Raw genomic sequence first — 17,663 nt, 5'->3', positions numbered from 1 at the left:
GACCGTTCTATCAAGCGCGTACGCCGCGCGTCGAGCGTTAGTTCACGCTCACAGCGAAGCAGGGTGAGCCATGAGGGCAGCGGGCCCACACCCCCGACGAGCCCAGCCTGAGCGCCTCGTGCACGGCCTCTCGGCGAGGGCGGCAGTCTCGCCATTGCCGCTCGGGCCGCGCGCCTCCGCGAGGCGAGCGCGTGAAGCGGCTCACCCGCGCGGGGTTGGGCCCGCGCCGCGGGAGCGCCTGAGCTTGCGGGGGCCGGCCGGCTCCCATAGGCTCTCGTCGTGAAGTACTGTCCTTATCGCGCCTGCCCGCACCGGCAGCGCGTCGGCGCGCCCGCGGAGTTCATGGATCACGTGTCGAGCTGCAGCGACTGCAAGACACCGCTGGTCGACTCCGAACATGAGGCGATCGAGGGCATCGCGCCCACGTCCGGCGATCCTTATCGAGGTCCGGCCGAGCGCACGAAGGCCGCGTCGGGCCGGCGGGAGAGGCCCGGCAGGAAAGACATCGCGATCGGAGCCGCCCTCCTGCTCGCTGGCCTCTGGCTCACCGGCCTTGTTTACATGGTCCGGTCCAGCCAGGGGACATACATCGTCGCCCTGGGACTGATGATCTATGGCGCGATCCGCCTCCTCCGCGGGCTACGCGAGAGGGGCGCTGGCTGAGCCCGCCCGAGCCGCAGCGCGCGGCCCCAGGCCGAGAGATCATCGACCGATTTTTCCGGCGGGACTGCTCCGCGGGGTCGAACCGTCGTGAACCGTCGCTTCCCCGGGATTCGGAGAGAGCGTGACGACGGATCGGACCCCTTCGGGAGGCATGGGCCCGACGGGCGTGCACGCGCCTCCGCTGCACGCTGGCGCCTCCGCGCGACACGGCGCCTCATCCCCCCATTGACCGGTTTCATTGCAGCGCTGCGGCGTGTTCCCAGAGCACTGCCTGTCACGGCCTGGAACACAGACGATTGCCGGGCGGCCATCTTCACTGCCCCGCCGAACTAGCCCCCCGCGAGGCGCGCGCGCACCTTGGCGAGCACCGCGACGTCGGCGGGCGGGAAGAGCTCGTCCCGGAGCTCGGGCGCCTCGGCCCAGCGCACGGCGGCGACGTCGAGCGCTGCCGGAGCGGGAGACCCTTCGGCGAAGGAGGCCTCGTAGAAGAGCAGCAGCACCGGCTTCGCGGGGTAGCGGTGATAGGTCACCTCCACGATGTCGCCGACGCGGGCCTCCACGCCGATCTCCTCGCGCAGCTCGCGGACGAGGGCGTCCCGCGGATCCTCGCCGGCCTCGACCTTGCCGCCCGGGAACTCCCACGCACCCTCGAGGTGGGCGCCCACCTTGCGCTGCGTGAGCAGCACGCGCCCGCGCTCGATCACGACGGCGGCGGCAACGAGGACGAGGGGAGGCGACGGATCGGACGCGGCGGTCATGGGCGCCTAGGATGTCGACCGCGGCGCAGAAGACAAGGCCGGAGAGCCGCTCTCGACACCTCCGCAGCGAAGAATCGCCGCCGGCCGGGTGCGGCCAGATCCAGCGATAATGTCGCGCCAAGAAAGGGAATGAGCCGCAAGAGCAATGGGCGCCGCGCCGGGGGCGACCGGTCCGCGGCGCGAGGCGCAAGGAGCGGCCGCGCTCGGGGGCCGTCCGGCGCTGCACCTTCCTGCGGCGGCGCGTCTCGGAGCGCGCCTCTGCGGGACGGCCGCCGCGCTCGCCGCGCCGCTCGCCTCGGCCGGCGAGCGCGGCGAGCCGCGCGGCGGCCGCCGGGAGCGAGCCCGCTTCCCTTTGCCGCCGAGGTATGGGATGCGCCTCGCATGAGCGTCACATACCGGGAAGCCGGGGTCGATATCGATGCAGGGGACGCGCTCGTCGAGCGCATCAAGCGGCTCGCGAAGCCGACGCGCACCCCCGAGGTGCTGGCCGACGTGGGCGGGTTCGCCGGGCTGTGCATGCTGCCGGGCGGGCTGTCCGAGCCGGTGCTCGTCAGCGGCACCGACGGGGTCGGCACCAAGCTGAAGGTCGCTTTCGCGACGGGCGTCCACGACACGGTCGGCATCGATCTCGTCGCCATGTGCGTGAACGACGTGCTGACGGTCGGCGCGCGGCCGCTGTTCTTCCTGGATTACTTCGCGACGGGCAAGCTCGACGTCGACGTGGGCGAGGCGGTGGTGCGCGGCATCGCCGAGGGCTGCAAGCAGGCCGGCTGCGCGCTGATCGGCGGCGAGACGGCCGAGCTGCCGGGCATGTACGCGGACGGCGAGTACGACCTCGCCGGCTTCGCCGTGGGCGTGGTCGAGCGCTCGCGCATCCTCGACGGCAAGCGGATCGCGGCCGGCGACGCGGTGATCGGCGTGGCGTCGAGCGGGCTGCACTCGAACGGCTACTCGCTCGCGCGGCGGGTGCTCGAGAAGGAGATGGGGCTCGGGATGAGCGACCGCGTGGACGAGCTCGGCGGGACCGTGGGGGAGGCGCTGCTCACGCCGACCCGCATCTACGCGCGCGCGATCACGGCGCTGCTCGCGGCGTGCGGCGATGCGGTCCGGGGGCTGTCGCACATCACGGGCGGCGGCCTCCCGGGCAACCTCCCGCGCGTGCTGCCGGACGGGCTGGGCGCGCAGCTCGACCTCGGCTCGTACCAGCGGCCCGCGGTGTTCCAGGTGATCCAGCGCGGCGGGCCGGTCGAGGAGGCCGAGATGCGGCGCACGTTCAACCTCGGCGTCGGGCTTGTCGCTGTCGTGGAGAAGGGCGCCGCGGACAGGGCCATCGCGGCGCTCGCCGGCAGCGGCGAGCGGGCGTGGGTGCTCGGCGAGGTGGTGTCGGTCGGCGACGTGCCCTTCGAGGAGCGCGTCCGGTTCGGGTGAGGCGCCGGCGAGCGCGGCGCGCGGCCCGGGGGAGCCGGGCGCCGGCGGGCCGCGGGCTCACCCGTCGTCGAGCCGCGCTCTCAGCTTCTTGATCGCCTCATCGATGGCGCGGTTCTTCGTGTAACAGGGCCTCACCGCCGTCTCGAGCACGACCAGGGTGCGCTGGTCGCCCTCGGAGACGGCGCGCTCGAGGAACGGCAGCTTCTCGCCGCAGGTGGCGTCGCGCAGCTCGAAGGCGATGCGGACGGCGGGCGTCCCGCGGGCGGCGATCTGCGGATCGCGGAGCAGCTTCGCCGCGCGGTTGGCCGGGGTCGAGCGGCCGCGGGTCTCGACGATCTCGTAGAGCACGTCGAGGCCGGCGGTCCCGAAGCGGCTCGCGAGCGCGTCGAAGACCTTGTCGGCGAGCTCGCCGCCCGTCTTCGAGATGGCGATGGCGAGGTTGCGCGCCGCGATCGCGAGCGCGCGGTCGCGCAGCGCGGTCGGATCGCGCTCGGCGAGCGCGCTGAGCGCGTCGGCGGCCTTGATCCACTTGCGCGCCCTGGCCGCGTCGGTGAGCGCCTTGCGGGCCTCCTCGTCGGGCGGGGGCTCGGCCGGCGTGTCTGTCGCGGCCGGATCGGCGGGCGCATCGAGCCCGGCCGGGGCAGCGGCCTCCGGCGCCGGGGCGGCGGGGCCGGGCGCTTCCGGGGCGGCGGTCGTGTCGGTCGGGGCGGGCTCGTTCGTCGCGGGCGCGCTCGCCGGCGGCTGCGTCACGCCGAGCTGGAACTCTGGCTCGGGCGGGGCTCCCCCGCCGCTGGCGAGCGCGGCGATCGCGGCCGCCGCGATCAGGGCGCCGCCGAGGTAGGGAGCGATCTGGCGCAGGCGGGCGCCGAGGTCGGCCTTGCGCAGGCGCGCTGCGCGCGCTTCCCGGGCGGCGAGCTTCCGTCGGGCCTCCTCCTCGCGCTCCTTCGCGGCGCGCTCTGCCTCCTCGGCGAGCTTCCGCCTGGCCTCTTCCTCGCGCTCCTTCGCGACGCGCTCCGCCTCGGCGGCCTCCAGCTCCCGAAGCAGCGTCGGAGCGAACGCGGGCCGCGAGCCGCTCAGCCGTCGAGAGCTCGGCTCGGAGGCGGGCTCGACGTCCTCCGCGGGCGGCCCGTCCACCGGCGGCGACGCTGGCGAAACGGAGGGCGGCTCCTCGCGGGACGGCTGCGCCTTCACGGACGGCGCGGGCGTCCTTGCAGAGGCGGGCTCCACGGTGGTGGGCGCGGGCGGCGGCGATGAGGCTGGTGGCGTGGATGAAGCTGGCGCCGCGGCGGCGGGCGATGGCGGATGCGACGACGGGGGCGTCGCAGAAGGCGACGGCGGATGCGACGACGGGGGCGTCGCAGAAGGCGACGGCGGGGGCGTCGCAGAAGGCGACGGCGGATGCGATGACGCTGCGGCGGCTGGCGCTGGCGACGGCTCCTCCACGCCTGGCAGCGACGGCTTCTTCGACGAGGTCTCCGCCGGACGTCGCTCCAGCTCCTCCGACGACGGCGGTCGCTGCTCCAGCGGCAGACGCGTGGAGCTCGGCCCCGCCGGCTCATTCGCCGCCGGCTCTTCGATTGACCGCGACGGCTGCGTCGGCCGCGGAGGCGGCGCTTCCAGCGACGGAGACCTCGAGCTCGGCGGCGCCGGCCCCTGCGACGCCCGCTGCTCCTGCGCTCGCGCCGGCTCCTGCGGCGGCTGCGACGGTCCCCGCGTCGACGGCGGCTCAGCGGCTCCGGAAGGAGCGACGCCGCGGCTGGCGGCTTCCTCCCGCGCGAAGGCGACCTGGGCCATGAACGCCGCGCCGCCCACCGCTGTCGGGCGCGAGTCGCTCGACAGCGTCTCGTCGTCGGTGCCGGCGGGAGCACCGCTGCTCGCGGCTTCCTCCCGCGCGAAGGCGACCTGGGCCATGAACGCCGCGCCGCCCACCGCTGTCGGGCGCGAGTCGCGCGTGAGCTCGGCGACGAGGGTCGACGTGCTGTGCACCGGCGTCGGCCTCGAGTGGCTGGGAGGGCCCTCGTCCCCCGCCCCCGCCGCGTCCGCCGGCGCCGCCGCCCGCTCCAGATCGCCCGCGCCGCCCTCCGCCGGCTCGCCCGCCGCGCGCGCTCTCTCCGCCTGCGCCGCGCCCGCGCTGCCGCCTCCGGCCGGCTCGCCCGCGGCCCGCTCCGCGGCGGGCTCCAGCGCGCCCGCGACCTCGTTCAGCGAGACCAGGCACGACTCCCCGAGGACGATCGCCGAGGCGCTGCCCGGGCTTGCCTCCGGCTCACGCGGCGGCGCGCTCGACAGGGGCGGCCGGTTGCTCGGGACGCGCGCCGCGTCCCCGATCGCGGGGACCGACGCCATCTCCGAGCGCGACGACATCTCCGCCCTCGGCTCCTGCGTCACGATCCCCGACGCGGCGCATGCCTGATCGAGCGCCGCGATCAGCTCCGCCGCGGTCTCGAAGCGGGCGCGCGGCTGCTTCTCGAGGAGGCGCCGCACGACCGCCTCGATGGCCGGCGGGACCGCGACGCCCGGGGAGTGCTCGGCCATCGCCGGGACCGGCGCGCTGCGCTGCTGGTTGAAGAGCTCGACCGGATCCTTGGCCAGGAACGGGTGCTTGCCGGCCAGCATCTCGTAGAAGATGAGGCCCAGGGCGTAGAGATCCGCGCGCTCGTCGACGAAATCCATCCCGAGCGCCGACTCCGGGGCGAGGTAGGCGATGGTCCCGAAGATCACCCCGGCCGTGGTGAGCCGGACCGGGCGCGACTCCGGCTCCATCCCCATCCGCATCGACTCCGGCGCCGCGGCCGATCGGCGCAGCTGGTCGACGCTCACCTTCGCGAGGCCGAAGTCGATGAGCTTCACGAGGTCGCCCTGCGGCTCGGCCACCATCACGTTGCGCGGCTTCAGGTCGCGGTGGACGATGTTCATCGCGTGGGTCGCGTCGAGCGCGGCGGCGAGCTGCCTGGCGATCAGGGCGGCGCGCGGGGCGGGCATCGGCCCCCGGCGGATGATCTCGTGGAGCGTCGTCCCGCGGACGTACTCCAGGACGAGGAAGAACGAGCCGTCCTCTGCCTCGCCGAAGTCGGTCGCGGTCGCGACGTTCCGGTGCTGGATGTGGGCGCCGGCGATCGCCTCGCGCTCGAAGCGCTGCACGAGCTCGGGGAGCCGCTCGGTGTCGGGGTGCAGGATCTTGATCGCGACGCGCTTGTGCATGTGCACGTGCTCGCCGCGGTAGACCGCGCCCATGCCGCCCATGGCGATGACCTCGTCGATGCGGTAGCGCTTCGAGATGACCCGCCCGAGGTAGGACGCGGCCCGCTGCTTCGCGGCCTCGTCGGAGGTCAGGGGCGGCTCGGGCGGGCGTTCCGGCATCGTGGCGGCGCCACCCTACCCCGAGCGGCCCGGCAATGGTAGGTGGCCGGGACAGAGGGGACCGGCGCCCCGGGGGGCGGCGTTCGCCGCTCATCCCCCTCGCTTCAGCCGCTCCCAGTAGGCGTCGACCGCGTCCGCCTGATCGGGGAGCCGCGCGCACTCCGCGAGCGCTCCCAGGTCGAGCTCGGGGAGCATCCCGCTCCGCTCGACCTGCTCATAGCCGCTCTCCCCCAGCGCGTGGACGGCGATGCGTCCGTCCTTCCAGATCCACACCTCGGGCACCCCGAGCCCCCGGTAGACGTCGAGCTTGTCGATGCCGCCGCTCGTGAGGAAGACCTCGACCGCGACGTCGGGCGAAGCGCTGCTCACCCTGGCCGGACGGGGGTGTCGAGGGCGCGGACAGCGGAGCGACGGCGACCATGCCGCTGAGAGTTAGGCGGGGGCGGCGAGGCGGCAAGCAACGGCCCGCGACCGGGGGCGCCGCGCTCTCCTGCCGGTCGCGCGGTCGCACGAAGCGCAGCGCGCCGTCGCTCCGGGCGGGCCCCGCTCCGGGGCCGGACGGCCCCCGCCGCCCCGTATCTCTCCCGCGCCCGCCCCCGCCGTAGTATCTGCCCCCCATGCCCCCCCTCGATCTCGGCGTCCTCATCTCCGGCCGCGGCTCGAACCTCCAGGCGATCCTCGACGCGATCGCGGCCGGCCGCCTCGACGCCCGCGTGCGGCTCGTCCTGTCGAACCGGCCCGGCGTCGAGGGCCTCGCGCGCGCCGAGCGCGCCGGCGTCCCGACCTGCGTCCTGCCGCACAAGGACTTCACCGACCGCGACGGCTTCGACACCGCCGCCGTCGCCGCGCTCCGCGAGGCGGGCGCTACCTGGGTCGTCCTCGCCGGCTTCATGCGCCTGCTCACGACGACCTTCCTCGACGCCTTCCCGCACCGCGTCGTCAACATCCACCCGTCGCTCCTGCCCGCCTTCCCCGGCGTCGACGCCCAGCAGCAGGCGCTCGACCACGGCGTGCGCATCACCGGCTGCACCGTCCACCTCGTCGACGCCGGCACCGACACCGGCCCCATCCTCGCCCAGGCCGCCGTCCCCATCCTCGAGGGCGACGACCACGACACCCTCGCCGCGCGCATCCTCGTCCAGGAGCACGCCCTGCTCGTCCGCGCGCTCTCGTGGATCGCCGAGGGGCGCCTCCAGGTCGCGCCGCCCGCCGCGCCCGGCGCTCGGGCGCGCGCGACGATCGCCGGCGTCGACACCGCGCTCGGGCTCGCTCAGGGCGGCCGCGCGCCCGAGCCTGCCGGGGAAGGGGCGTGATCCACAAGCACTACGACGTCATCGTCCTCGGCCGGTCCATCGGCGCGCTCACGGCCGCCGCGCTCCTCGCGCGGCGCGACTTCACCGTGATGGTCGTCGGGCACGGGGAGCGCCCGCCCACCTACCGCCTCGACCAGCACGTCCTCCGCCGCCGCGCCTTCACCCTGCTCGCCGAGCCGTCGCCCGCGTGGCGCCGCTTCCTCGTCGAGCTCGCCCAGTCGCAGACCTGGAAGCGCCGCATCGCCCCCGCCCTGCCCATGCTGCAGGTCGTCGCCCCGCGCCGGCGCCTCGACGTGCCGCCCGACATGGTCCTCTTCGGCCGCGAGATCGACCGCGAGTTCCCCGAGCTCCGGCGCGTCGTCGACGAGCTCTACGCCGAGCTCGCCCACGTCAACGGCGCCGCCGACGACGCCTTCTCGCACGACGCCCTCTGGCCGCCGGGCACGTTCTGGGAGCGGCGCGAGACCGCCCGCTACGCCGCCATGCTCCCGTACGCGCGCGCCGAGCCCGACGCCGACCTGCTCGTCGAGTTCCCGCGCGGCCACCTGTTCCGCTCCATCGTCACGCAGTCGGTGCTCTTCGCGACGGACCTCTCGGCGCTCCCGCCCCCGTTCGCCGTGGCGCGCCTGCACGGGGCGTGGACGCGCGGGTTGATGATGCTCCCGCGCGGCGAGGAGGAGATCGAGGAGTTCCTCGTCGAGCGCATCCTCGCGCACGGCGGCCGCTGCCTGCTCGACGAGCGCGCCGCGTCGGTCCACGTGCGCCGCGGCACCGCGGCCGGGGTCGTCCTCGACGGCGACGATCACCCGAACGGCAGCAGCTTCGTGATCACCGACATGGACGGCGAGACGCTCGCGAGCCTCTCGGGCGGCGAGGGCATCCACAAGCGCGCGCTGCGCGAGTGGCCGCGGATCACCTCCTCGGTCGGCCGCTTCGTCGTGTCGCTCCTCGTGCGCCGCGAGGGCCTGCCCGAGCCGCTCGGCCCGGAGACGCTCCTGCTCCCGTTCCCGTCCGCGTCGTCCACGCTGGCCGGCCGCTCGATGACGCCCCCGCCGCGCGCGGCGGGCGACGCCGGGGTCCGGCCGAGCTCCCCGCGATCGACGCGGCCCGCCGGGCCTGGCCGCCCCGTTGTCCACCTCCAGCGCTGCGACCTCCCGCCGCCCTCGACCGACACGCTGCTCGTGGCGGAGATCCTGCTGCCCGACAGGGGCTCGCTGTCGCTGCTCGAGGCGCGCCAGGCGGTGCTCGACGCGCTCACGGCCGAGCTCCCCTTCCTGGAGCGCCACCTCGTGCTTGTCGACTCGGTGCACGACGGGTTGCCCGTGTGGGTCTACGACGGCCAGCGCCGCCGGCTCGTCGAGCGCGCGGCGCTGAAGGGCGCCGCCCCGGGCGCGGAGCCGATGGTGCGGCAGCTCGAGGTCGACCCGCCCGGTTACCTCGGGCTCGCGGGCGAGCCGATCCGCGGGCCGATCGAGCGGACGCTGCTCGTGGGGCGGAGCGTGCTGCCCGGGCTCGGGCAGGAGGGGCAGCTCCTGGCCGCGTGGGGTGCGGCGCGGCTCGTGACGCGGACCGACAGGCGGAAGGAGCGGATGCGGCGGGACATGTGGAGCAAGGTGGAGATCGGGTAAGCGCGAGGGGCCCGGCCCCCAGAGAGGGTGCTCTCGGCGCGGGGTGGGGGCCCCGCCGAACTCGCCTGAGACATGAGCCATCCGGCAAGCCGGATGACTCATGTCTCAGGCTCAGACATCGGCCCATCCCCCACCCCGCGCCGAGAGCACCCTCTCTGGGGGCCTACCGTTTTATGGGGGGGATGTTCATCGGGCAGAGGGCGATCCGGGGACGATACCGAGAGCGAGACTCCGTGTCTCAGACGGTCCGGGGGAAGACCTGGAAGAAGCCGTCGCGCTCGACGACGGAGAGGGGGACGTCGAAGAGGCGCGACAGGTTGTCGTCGGTCAACACCGCGCGCTTCGGGCCGTCGGCGAAGATACGGCCCTTCCTGAGCAGGACGACGCGCTCGATCTCCGGCGGGATCTCCTGGACGTGGTGCGTGACCAGGATCAGCGTCTTGCCACGCTGCACGAGGCGCCGGAGCAGGTCGACCAGCTCGAACGCGGCCTTCAGGTCGAGGCTCGTCGTCGGCTCGTCCAGCACCAGCGCCTCCGGGTCGTGCACGAGGGCGCGGCCGAGCAGGCAACGACGCTGCTCGCCGGCTGACATCTCCGCGATGGGCTTGTCGCCGAGGTGCGCCACGCCAAGATCGCGGAGCACCGCCTCGGCCCGCCCGCGCTGCGCGGCGGTCGGCAGCTCGTGCTCGTGCAGACCGACGCTCGCGAAGAAGCCGGAGAGCACCACGTCGAGGCCCAGCACACCCCGGGGATAGGCCATCTGCAGCTCGTACGACACGAGCCCCAGCCTGCGCCGGAGCGCGAAGACCTCCCACCGCTCGCGCCCGAGGATCCGCACCGCCGACCCCTCGCGGTGGACCGGATAGATCTCCCGCGACAGCAGCCTCAGCAACGTCGACTTCCCCGCCCCGTTCGGCCCCAGGATCGCGGTGCTCTCCCCCTGCTCGATGCGCAGCGACAGCCCCTCGAAGACGCGCGTGCCGCCGCGGAACACCTCGGCGTCCTCGATCTCGATGAGAGCAGGCGCGCTCATCGCTCCACTCCACAGTTCGCGTTCATGCGACGCAGACTACCGGAGCGCCGGGCGTGAGAAAAGATATGCATTCTTGCTCACCGAAAGAAGAAAATCAAGCGCTTTCCCCTGGTGCCCTATCATCGGCGCATGTCGGCGCATGTCAGACAGCACGATGTGCGTCGCGTGGGCTGCTGGGGCCGCAGGCCCGGCAGCGCGGTTCGAACATTCTCCTCAGGGTGCAGCAAACAAGCCTCTTCTCAGGAAACTTCTGCTCTAGTTGCGTGGCGCTCCGCTGACACCCTTCCGCTCATGGATCGATGGCCCGGCGGCCCGGTAGGACAACGGACGATCGCGAGCGAGAATGACGTCGGTCGCCCGACCCTCGATGCGTGTCGTGCGCGAGATTCGGTGTTCTTACCTGGGTTTTCCCCCGTTTTCCCTGCAGAATCAGGGGGTTCGTGGTGGATCATCCGTGCACCGGATCGGCGATCCACTCCGCCGGTCCACTCACCATCTCGAGCGGACAGGCACCGTCAAAAATCTGCTCATGAATCAGCTTTTCTCGATCTCGAGAGGTGATGGCCCGGGCGTTGCAGTTACCGCGGGCACCTCAACAAGTGCCCCGCGCCAAGCCGATGCTGGCGCTCGGGAGTGAAAAAATCCGACGCGGCGCTGAGCCGCGCGGCCACTTGGAGATCGACACAATGACGAAGATCAAGGGTTCGCTTTTCGGTGCCGGGGCAGTGGCGTGCACGCTCGCCGTTCTCGGCGGGTGCATCGTCGCCGGGGACGGTGGCTCCGGCGTCTCCGAAGAGGACGAGATTTTCGCCGGGGAAGCAGAAGCAGCCGCTGCGGCATCCCAGATGCGCTTCGGCGTCGCGCCGCAGTGGAGCCAGAGCTGGAACCCGCCATCGTCCGGGCCCGCCAACGTCGACGTTGTCGCGGTCGGCGACTGGCTGATGTCGGGCGGCCTCAGCAGCACACATCAGAGCAAGCTCAAGACGATCATCGACAAGGGTAAGACCCCCTACTTCTTTGGCTACATCGCCACGGACATGACGAAGAAGGGCCTCGGGTCCGACCGCGACTGCGACGGAGACTCCGGCGCGCCGCTCTGCCAGAGGGGCGCGGCGTACGTGCGCTCCAACATCGGCGCGATGGTGGAGGCTTACAAGAAGGCGGCGCAGGGCATCAACTCGACCCTCGGGGGGAGGGCGGTCGAGCCGCTGATCCACATCGAGCCGGACTGGTACCAGTTCTCGCAGACGGCGCAGCAGAACGCGCTCACCGAGACGGAGTCCGACGACTTCATCAACAAGATCCTCGGCGCCATCAAGTCGGGCTGCCCCTCGTGCAAGGTGGTCATCGACTTCAGCCCGTGGTTCAGCCCGTCGGCCACCCGGTGGGCGTCCTCGGTCGCCGACTTCTACGACGGCTGGGATCGCAGCGTCGTCAAGTACGTCGGCCTCACGGGCAAGCAGTTCCCGTTCACCGAGGGCAAGATCGACAACTTCACTTACCGGGACATCACCAAAGCGCTCAGCCTGCCGCTCGTCATCGTCGACGCCTACACGTTCGGCGGCGGCCCCATCGACATCGACTCCACCTGGCTCAATGAGAGCAACGTCGCCAAGGCCGTCGACATGGGCGTCGCGATCGTCATGCTCTCGCAGCAGGGCAACGTCTCCGGCTACGACAGCTTCATCGCCCGCGTGAAGGGCAGCGGCAGCTCCAGCAGCAGCACGACGACCAGCAGCACGACCAGCAGCACGACCAGCAGCTCCAGCAGCAGCAGCGGCGCGGGCGGCAGCGGCGGCAGCGGCGGCTCCGGCGGCAGCGGCGGCTCTGGCGGCTCCGGCGGCGGCACCAGCACGGGCGGGGCGCGCGGCGAGCCCGGCAATGTCACTGTCACCGTCAGCCCCAACGCGACGTGGACGGGCGGCTACTGCAACAACGTCAAGGTGACGACGACGGGCTCCAACGTGGCGTGGAAGGCCTACGTGCCCGCGAAGGGGGCCACGATGACCAGCGCCTGGAACGCCAAGGGCACCACGGCGGGCACCGACTTCGTGTTCGTCGGAGATGGCTGGAGCACCACGGTCAGCTCTGGACAGACTATCGACTTCGGGTACTGCGTGAACGGCTCGCGCTGACCGCTGATTGCCCGGGCGACGCGCCGAACCGCGCCTCTCGGCGGCGCGGCGCGCCATCCCGCACGACGAGCTGAGCGACGCGGAACGACGGAACCTCCTCCGGATCCCCGTCTCGACGTCCCCCTCCCGTTGTTCTCGTCCGCCTCCCGCGCCGTTTGATATCGTGGGCCCATCGTGCCCCCTGCCCCGCAGCGCCCCCTCCCGGCCGGCGACGGCCCGCTCCGCTTCCTCCACGCCCCCGCGCCGCGCGCGCCTCGTCCGGTCCGGGGCGCCCCGTGCCGCTGAAGCTCCGCGTCACCTGGCGCAACGCCGGCAGCCCCCTGCTGCCCGACGCGCTCTCCGACGTGCAGGCCACGGCGGACGACGCGCCGCTGCCGCTCGCCGGCAGGGGCCCGGGGCTGCGCGAGTTCGCGATCCCCGCCGGCGCCGCGCGCGTCGCGCTCAGGGCGCGCTTCTCCGCGGCCTTCGGCGCCTTCGAGGACATCCCCGCCCTGCAGGAAGAGGTCCTGTCGGTCGAGCAGGCCTTTGACGTCACCGGCGGCGGGACGTCGCTCAGCCCCGCCCCGGACCCGGCCCTCGGGCAGGCGCACCCGCTCGTCGACGTGAAGGCGGCGCCGGGCCTGGCGCACGCGCAGATCGCGACCGATTTCGTCGACATCACGCCGTTCTGGATGGCCTACGCGAAGTACACGGACGAGCACCAGCGCGAGCACCAGCCCGGCACCGAGCTCGTCGCGCTCGGCGCCACCGCGGGAGAGCCGAAGATCTGGTTCGCGAGCGTCCCGGAGGCCTGCAAGGCGCCGCCGGACGACGGGACATCGGCCCTCGTGTTCTACCGGCCGGAAGGGTACGCCTACACGCGGGTCGACCAGCGTCACGAGATGTTCGGGCTGAATCGATACCTGCTCAGCCCCGACCCGGATCCGGACGCCTCGTTCTGGGCGCGCGACGTGTTCGCGCGCGATCCGCGCGACAAGTCCCGCTGGGTCTACCTCCGCTGCGGCTTCGAGGAGGCGCTCGCCGCGAGCGGCAAGGCGGTGGTCATGCTGCACCCGTGGCCGAGCGGGACGAGCTTCGGCGCGGCGACAACCGCGAGCCTGCCCGGCCTCGCCGACGCGGCGCTCCGGTTCCTCGGAGGCGCGCAGAAGATCGGGCCGGGCGGGGCGCGGCTCGGGAAGCTCGGGCTCGCGGGTTTCAGCGCCGGCGGGCTGCCCCTGTGGCAGGCGCTCGCCGCCAACAAGGACCGCGTGAGCGAGGTGTTCGCGTTCGACGCCCGCGGCATCGCGAAGAGCGAGGCGCTGATCGCGCGCTGGCTCGGCGGCGACGCGGCGCGCAAGCTGCGGATGACCGGCGGCCACCAGCTCGACGCCAACGCGGCGATCCAGCGGAAGCTCGCGGGCGTGGCAGACGAAGCGCGCCTGTCCAGCCTGCCGCCCGACAAGAGCGGGTATCTCCCCGGGGCCAACCCGCGCTGGGATCACGTGTGCTCCGCGCTCGAGGAGAGCGAGAAGGATGCCTATCGGAGCGCCGACTGGGTATGGCACCAGTTCGCTGTGTTCGGCGGCTGCCCGAGGGACGGAGAGCCGCGCGACGTCACGTTCCTCCAGCGCTTCCTCGAGGACTCGGACCTCTGAGCCGGAGAGCGCCCGAGGCCCGCGGGACAGCCGGCGGACCGGGCGGCCGCTCACCGCGCCTCACGCCGGCGCGATGAGCCGCGCGAGCGCGCGCATGTCCTCGTCGTCGCCGAGCCGCGCGAGCGCGGCGCGCGCCGCCGCCAGCGCGGGCTCGACGTAGCGCAGGTAGCCCGGATCCGCGCCGATGCGGTCGAGGAACACGAAGCGGCCGGCGTCCTTGAGCTTGCGCTGGACCGTGACAACGTCGAACTCCCGGCCGAGCGCGGCGCGCGCCCGCCTGTCGAGCGCGGCGGCGGCCGCATACTCGTCGAGGCGCGCCTCGACGAACGGCCGATCGAGGTCCTGGACGCTGTCGTGGAGGAGCGTCACCAGGTCGTAGACGCGCGGGCCGAGCAGGGCGTCCTGGAAGTCGAGCCACGCGATCTCGAGGCCCCCGCCCGGCGCGTCAACGACCATCAGGTTGCGGCTCTGGTAATCGCGATGGACGAACCCCCGCGGCCACGCGGCGATGCGCCGGGCGAGGCGGTCCGACACGGCGTCGAGCTCCGCCCGCGCGGCGTCGTCGAGCCGGCGCCCGCGCGCGTCGAGCGCCCACGCGCGGAAATGGTCGAGCTCCCAGCGCAGGAGCGTCGCGTCGAGCGCGCAGCAGTCCACGATCGAGCCGGGCGGCAGCGCCTCGAGCGCGCGCTGCGCCCGCGCGAGATCGCGCACGGCAAGGGAGTAGACCTCGGCGCGGAGGCCGGGCTCGCGCTCGACAAGGGCCGCGAGCGTCCGGTCCCCGAGGTCCTCCAGGAGCAAGAGGCCGCGCTCGCAGTCCTCCGCGAGCAGCGCCGGCACGCGCACGCCGCGCTCGCGGAGCAGCGCGTGCACCTCGAGGAACGGCCACAGCGGAGGCGCGCCGCCGCCCGGGGGAGCGCCGCCGCCCGCCGCGCCCACCCACGCGCCGCTCGGCGCGAACATCGCGACCGCCGTGCCCGCCGGCGTGACGACGCGCAGGTAGCGCCGGCCCGAGACGCCGCCGCGCAGGGGGACAACCGACGTCGGGAGATGGCCCGTGGCCCGCTGAACGAGCCGGCGCAGGGCGTCGGGGTCGAGGTCGATCACATCGATTCGTGGGCCGGCGGGCGACTCGTGGGGCGGAGGGCGAGCCGAGCGCCAGCGTTCATGCAAGGGGCGCGAGCACCGCCGCGCGCAGGGCGGCTGGGCTCGACCGGGCGCGCCTCAGCAGGCGCCGGCGCACCCGTCGGCGCTGTGGAACCAGAGGCCGCCGGAGTCCTCGCACGCGCTGCGGTCGTACTTGCCCGTACAGCAACGCTCCTTGCTCTCGCACGCCCTGGCGACGCTCTCGACGCTCCGGAAGCAGCATTTGCGGCTCTCGGGATCCTCGGGCACGGCCTGATCCTCGGGCGCAGCCGGCTCCCCGGGCGCGGTCGCCTTCTCGATGACCACGGGCACCGCGGGCGCGACGAGCGTAGCGACCGTGTCGCAGCCGAACGAGCCAATCATGACGAGGACGGCGAGCGCCGATCCCAGCGCACGAGCGCTTCCAGCCAGCTTCATGATCGCCGTGGGTCGCATGGGCGCGCGGCGGCGGCAAGTTTGTGCGCGCCGGCGCCGGCGCCTGGCCCGCATTGCGCTCGCCCTCGGCCATCGCTCGCCGGTCCCCGCGCGCCCGGGGCGCGCCGCCTGCAGCAGGTCCGCCGCGCGCGGGCCGCCGCCCCTGCACCAGGATCCGGCGGCGTCGACGCGGCGGTGCGACGGTGTGGCAGTGCAATGATGCGGCCGTGCGCTGCGGTGTGCGGCCGTGCAATGGTGTGCCGGTGCGATGAGGCGGCGCAGGCGTGCGCGATCGGTCAGGGGCGCAACTCCGGCTGTGCTATACGGGAGCGGATGGCGAACAGTGCGATCGCGCCCGAGAGGGTCACGCCGCTGAGCGGAGCGGCCGCCGCCGCTGTCGCATGGCGCAGCCGGGGCCAGCTCCGCATCACCGTGATCGTGAAGGCCACCTTCGCGTTCGCGCCGGACGCGGAGATGCCGAGGGTCGAGCCGCAGAAGATCGTCCCCGGCGAGGTCCATCACGGCAACCACCCTGGGCGGAGCGTCAGGCTCACGAGCGACCTGGCCCCGCACCTCGACCGCGCCGACGTGCTCTTCACCGGCCACGCGCACGCGCCGCCGGGCGCGCCCGTCCACTCCCTGCCTGTGCGACTCGCGATCTCCGACGAGAGCGGGGTCGTCCTCGACAAGCAGCTCCTCGTCCAGGACAGGGCCGGATTCCAGCGGATACCGCTCGTTTACGAGCGGGCGCTCCGCGGCGAGAACGACGAGGAGAACTTCCTCGGCGTGCCGGCGAAGGGCGACCCGTCCGATCCCGAGGCGAACATCACCGATCCTCTCCAGCCGGCGCGCGCGGCCGGCTTCGGCCCCATCGCGCGCGCCTGGCCCGCGCGCAGGCGGCTGCTCGGGGCGACCCCGCGCAAGGCGCTCGACGCTCCCATCGCCGAGATCCCCGACACCTTCGACTGGTCCTATTACCAGGCGGCGCCCCCCGATCAGCGGATGCGCTACCTGCGCGGCGGGGAGTGGATCGAGCTCCACGGGCTCCACCCCACGCTGCCCCGGGTGAGGATGCGGCTGCCCGAGGCGCGCGGCCGCGCGCGCATTCACGGCCTCTCCGCCTTCGGCGTGAGCGAGGGCCAGCAGCTCGATCTGAACGCGGACACGCTGCGCATCGACGGCGATGAGCAGCGGTGCACCGTCGTCTTCCGTGGCAGCTTCCCCGTGCCCGACACGGCCGCGCTCGCGGCTGTCTCGATCGCGGCGGGCGTCGAGCTGCTCGGAGAGACGCTCGCGTGGCCCGAGGGCCCGCCGGAGCGCGGCGACGCGGCCGGCCGCGCGCGAGGCGGCGAGGACGACAGCGTCAGCCTCGGCGCGACCATGGCCGACGCGGCCGCCGGGGGGCGCACGATGGGCCTCCCGGACGGCGTCACGGTGACAGCCGCCGTGGCCGCAGCGGCGGTCTGGGCGGCGGCGACCCCGTTTCGCCCGGGGCCCGCGCCCGACGACGTCGCGGGGCAAGCGGCGGGCGCGGGGGCGCCCGGGCCCCGGCTCGACACCGGGACGGTCGCGCTCCTCGCGGAGGACGAGGCGCCCGACGTGTCCCCCGCCGCGACGCTGGCCCTGCTGCCCGAGCAGGACGACAGCGCGGCGGAGCAGCCGGCGCTCCCGTTCCAGCCGGCGCTCCCGGGCGCGCCGCTGTCTCCGCCGGTGATCTCGCAGGCGCCGATCCCCGACGAGCGCATGAGCTCGGGCACGCTCGCGCTCCCGCCCGACGACTGGGGATCGAGCGCCGACGCGCCGGAGATCCAGGGGTCGCTGGACCTCGCGGTCGCCCCGGAGCGCGCGCCTGCGCGCGGGGGAGCAGCGGAGCCCCCGAGCGCCTCGTCGCCGGAGCCCCCGCCGCCTCCGCCCCTGTCCCCGCCGGAGCCCGTGCTCAGCGCCTCGCCCGCGCGCTCGCCCGAGGCCGACGAGCCGCGGGCGGCGGCGCCGCCCCCCCGGCCGCCCCCGCCGCCGGAGCGCCCGACGCTGCCGACGCCGTCACCCGCATTGAGAAGGAGCCTTTACGAACGGTTCGATCGCAAACGATAGCGCGCCCGGCCCGCCTCGGCGCGCGCGCCGGGCTCCCGGGAGGCGGGCGTCCGGCGGCAGGAGACC

At 73.9% G+C, this 17,663-nt stretch carries 12 protein-coding genes and 1 pseudogene; 7 read left to right on the top strand and 6 right to left on the bottom strand.

The window, feature by feature from the left end; all coding sequences use genetic code 11:
• Positions 1 to 279 precede the first annotated feature (279 nt).
• Positions 280 to 663 (top strand): hypothetical protein, encoded by a 384-nt coding sequence (locus tag WMF42_RS42790; RefSeq protein ID WP_437688960.1) that lies wholly within the window; start codon positions 280 to 282, stop codon positions 661 to 663.
• 329 nt (positions 664 to 992) lie between these two features.
• Here WMF42_RS42790 and WMF42_RS42785 read toward each other — a convergent pair whose 3' ends face one another.
• A complete protein-coding gene (locus tag WMF42_RS42785; protein ID WP_437688958.1) occupies positions 993 to 1,421 on the bottom strand; it encodes a (deoxy)nucleoside triphosphate pyrophosphohydrolase in 429 nt (142 codons plus the stop codon).
• Between the two features lie 381 nt (positions 1,422 to 1,802).
• On the opposite strand from WMF42_RS42785, the gene purM reads away from it, so the two are divergent.
• Positions 1,803 to 2,849, top strand: coding sequence for a phosphoribosylformylglycinamidine cyclo-ligase (gene purM / locus WMF42_RS42780; RefSeq protein WP_061607787.1), 1,047 nt, complete (start codon positions 1,803 to 1,805; stop codon positions 2,847 to 2,849).
• 57 nt (positions 2,850 to 2,906) lie between these two features.
• Here the strand turns inward: purM and WMF42_RS42775 are convergent, their stop codons facing one another.
• Together WMF42_RS42775 and WMF42_RS42770 are read right to left on the bottom strand one after the other, a co-directional pair.
• Positions 2,907 to 6,206 carry a protein kinase domain-containing protein gene (locus tag WMF42_RS42775; protein WP_437688956.1) on the bottom strand — a complete coding sequence of 1,100 codons (3,300 nt, stop codon included), beginning with the start codon at positions 6,204 to 6,206 and terminating at the stop codon, positions 2,907 to 2,909.
• 90 nt (positions 6,207 to 6,296) lie between these two features.
• A pseudogene (locus WMF42_RS42770) lies at positions 6,297 to 6,581 on the bottom strand (Uma2 family endonuclease); the annotation flags it as partial.
• A gap of 242 nt (positions 6,582 to 6,823) precedes the next feature.
• On the opposite strand from WMF42_RS42770, the gene purN reads away from it, so the two are divergent.
• Both purN and WMF42_RS42760 read left to right on the top strand, forming a co-directional pair.
• Positions 6,824 to 7,519: a phosphoribosylglycinamide formyltransferase gene (purN, locus tag WMF42_RS42765; RefSeq protein ID WP_434044375.1), complete on the top strand. Its 696-nt coding sequence runs from the start codon at positions 6,824 to 6,826 to the stop codon at positions 7,517 to 7,519.
• Positions 7,516 to 9,147, top strand: coding sequence for an NAD(P)-binding protein (locus tag WMF42_RS42760; protein ID WP_437688954.1), 1,632 nt, complete (start codon positions 7,516 to 7,518; stop codon positions 9,145 to 9,147). The genes purN and WMF42_RS42760 overlap by 4 nt, the downstream gene beginning before the upstream one ends.
• Before the next feature lie 238 nt (positions 9,148 to 9,385).
• Here the strand turns inward: WMF42_RS42760 and WMF42_RS42755 are convergent, their stop codons facing one another.
• On the bottom strand, positions 9,386 to 10,180 hold the full coding sequence (locus tag WMF42_RS42755) for an ABC transporter ATP-binding protein (protein WP_437688952.1): 795 nt from the start codon (positions 10,178 to 10,180) through the stop codon (positions 9,386 to 9,388).
• Positions 10,181 to 10,866: 686 nt separating this feature from the next.
• Here WMF42_RS42755 and WMF42_RS42750 point away from each other — a divergent pair.
• Entirely contained in the window at positions 10,867 to 12,315 is a 1,449-nt protein-coding gene (locus WMF42_RS42750) for a cellulose binding domain-containing protein (RefSeq protein WP_437688951.1), read from the top strand.
• 275 nt (positions 12,316 to 12,590) lie between these two features.
• Entirely contained in the window at positions 12,591 to 13,949 is a 1,359-nt protein-coding gene (locus WMF42_RS42745; protein WP_437688949.1) for a hypothetical protein, read from the top strand.
• 60 nt (positions 13,950 to 14,009) lie between these two features.
• Here WMF42_RS42745 and WMF42_RS42740 read toward each other — a convergent pair whose 3' ends face one another.
• Both WMF42_RS42740 and WMF42_RS42735 read right to left on the bottom strand, forming a co-directional pair.
• Positions 14,010 to 15,053 (bottom strand): aminoglycoside phosphotransferase family protein, encoded by a 1,044-nt coding sequence (locus tag WMF42_RS42740; RefSeq protein WP_061611742.1) that lies wholly within the window; start codon positions 15,051 to 15,053, stop codon positions 14,010 to 14,012.
• Between the two features lie 117 nt (positions 15,054 to 15,170).
• On the bottom strand, positions 15,171 to 15,509 hold the full coding sequence (locus WMF42_RS42735) for a hypothetical protein (RefSeq protein ID WP_233562389.1): 339 nt from the start codon (positions 15,507 to 15,509) through the stop codon (positions 15,171 to 15,173).
• A gap of 330 nt (positions 15,510 to 15,839) precedes the next feature.
• Between WMF42_RS42735 and WMF42_RS42730 the strand changes: the two genes are divergently transcribed.
• Entirely contained in the window at positions 15,840 to 17,597 is a 1,758-nt protein-coding gene (locus WMF42_RS42730; protein WP_437688946.1) for a DUF2169 family type VI secretion system accessory protein, read from the top strand.
• Positions 17,598 to 17,663 lie beyond the last annotated feature (66 nt).

The sequence above is a fragment of the Sorangium sp. So ce176 genome (assembly GCF_051519835.1).
Lineage (GTDB): Bacteria > Myxococcota_A > Polyangia > Polyangiales > Polyangiaceae > Sorangium > Sorangium cellulosum_G.
Note: the sequence above shows the minus strand (reverse complement) of the source record. Positions and strands in the feature narration are given on the sequence as shown.

Bases quoted from the DNA above. Each gene is read 5' to 3' on its own strand.
- WMF42_RS42785 (WP_437688958.1), bottom strand. From the start codon at position 1,421: ATGACCGCCGCGTCCGATCCGTCGCCTCCCCTCGTCCTCGTTGCCGCC.
- purM (WP_061607787.1), top strand. From the start codon at position 1,803: ATGAGCGTCACATACCGGGAAGCCGGGGTCGATATCGATGCAGGGGAC.
- WMF42_RS42775 (WP_437688956.1), bottom strand. From the start codon at position 6,206: ATGCCGGAACGCCCGCCCGAGCCGCCCCTGACCTCCGACGAGGCCGCG.
- purN (WP_434044375.1), top strand. From the start codon at position 6,824: ATGCCCCCCCTCGATCTCGGCGTCCTCATCTCCGGCCGCGGCTCGAAC.
- WMF42_RS42755 (WP_437688952.1), bottom strand. From the start codon at position 10,180: ATGAGCGCGCCTGCTCTCATCGAGATCGAGGACGCCGAGGTGTTCCGC.
- WMF42_RS42750 (WP_437688951.1), top strand. From the start codon at position 10,867: ATGACGAAGATCAAGGGTTCGCTTTTCGGTGCCGGGGCAGTGGCGTGC.
- WMF42_RS42735 (WP_233562389.1), bottom strand. From the start codon at position 15,509: ATGAAGCTGGCTGGAAGCGCTCGTGCGCTGGGATCGGCGCTCGCCGTC.
- WMF42_RS42730 (WP_437688946.1), top strand. From the start codon at position 15,840: ATGGCGAACAGTGCGATCGCGCCCGAGAGGGTCACGCCGCTGAGCGGA.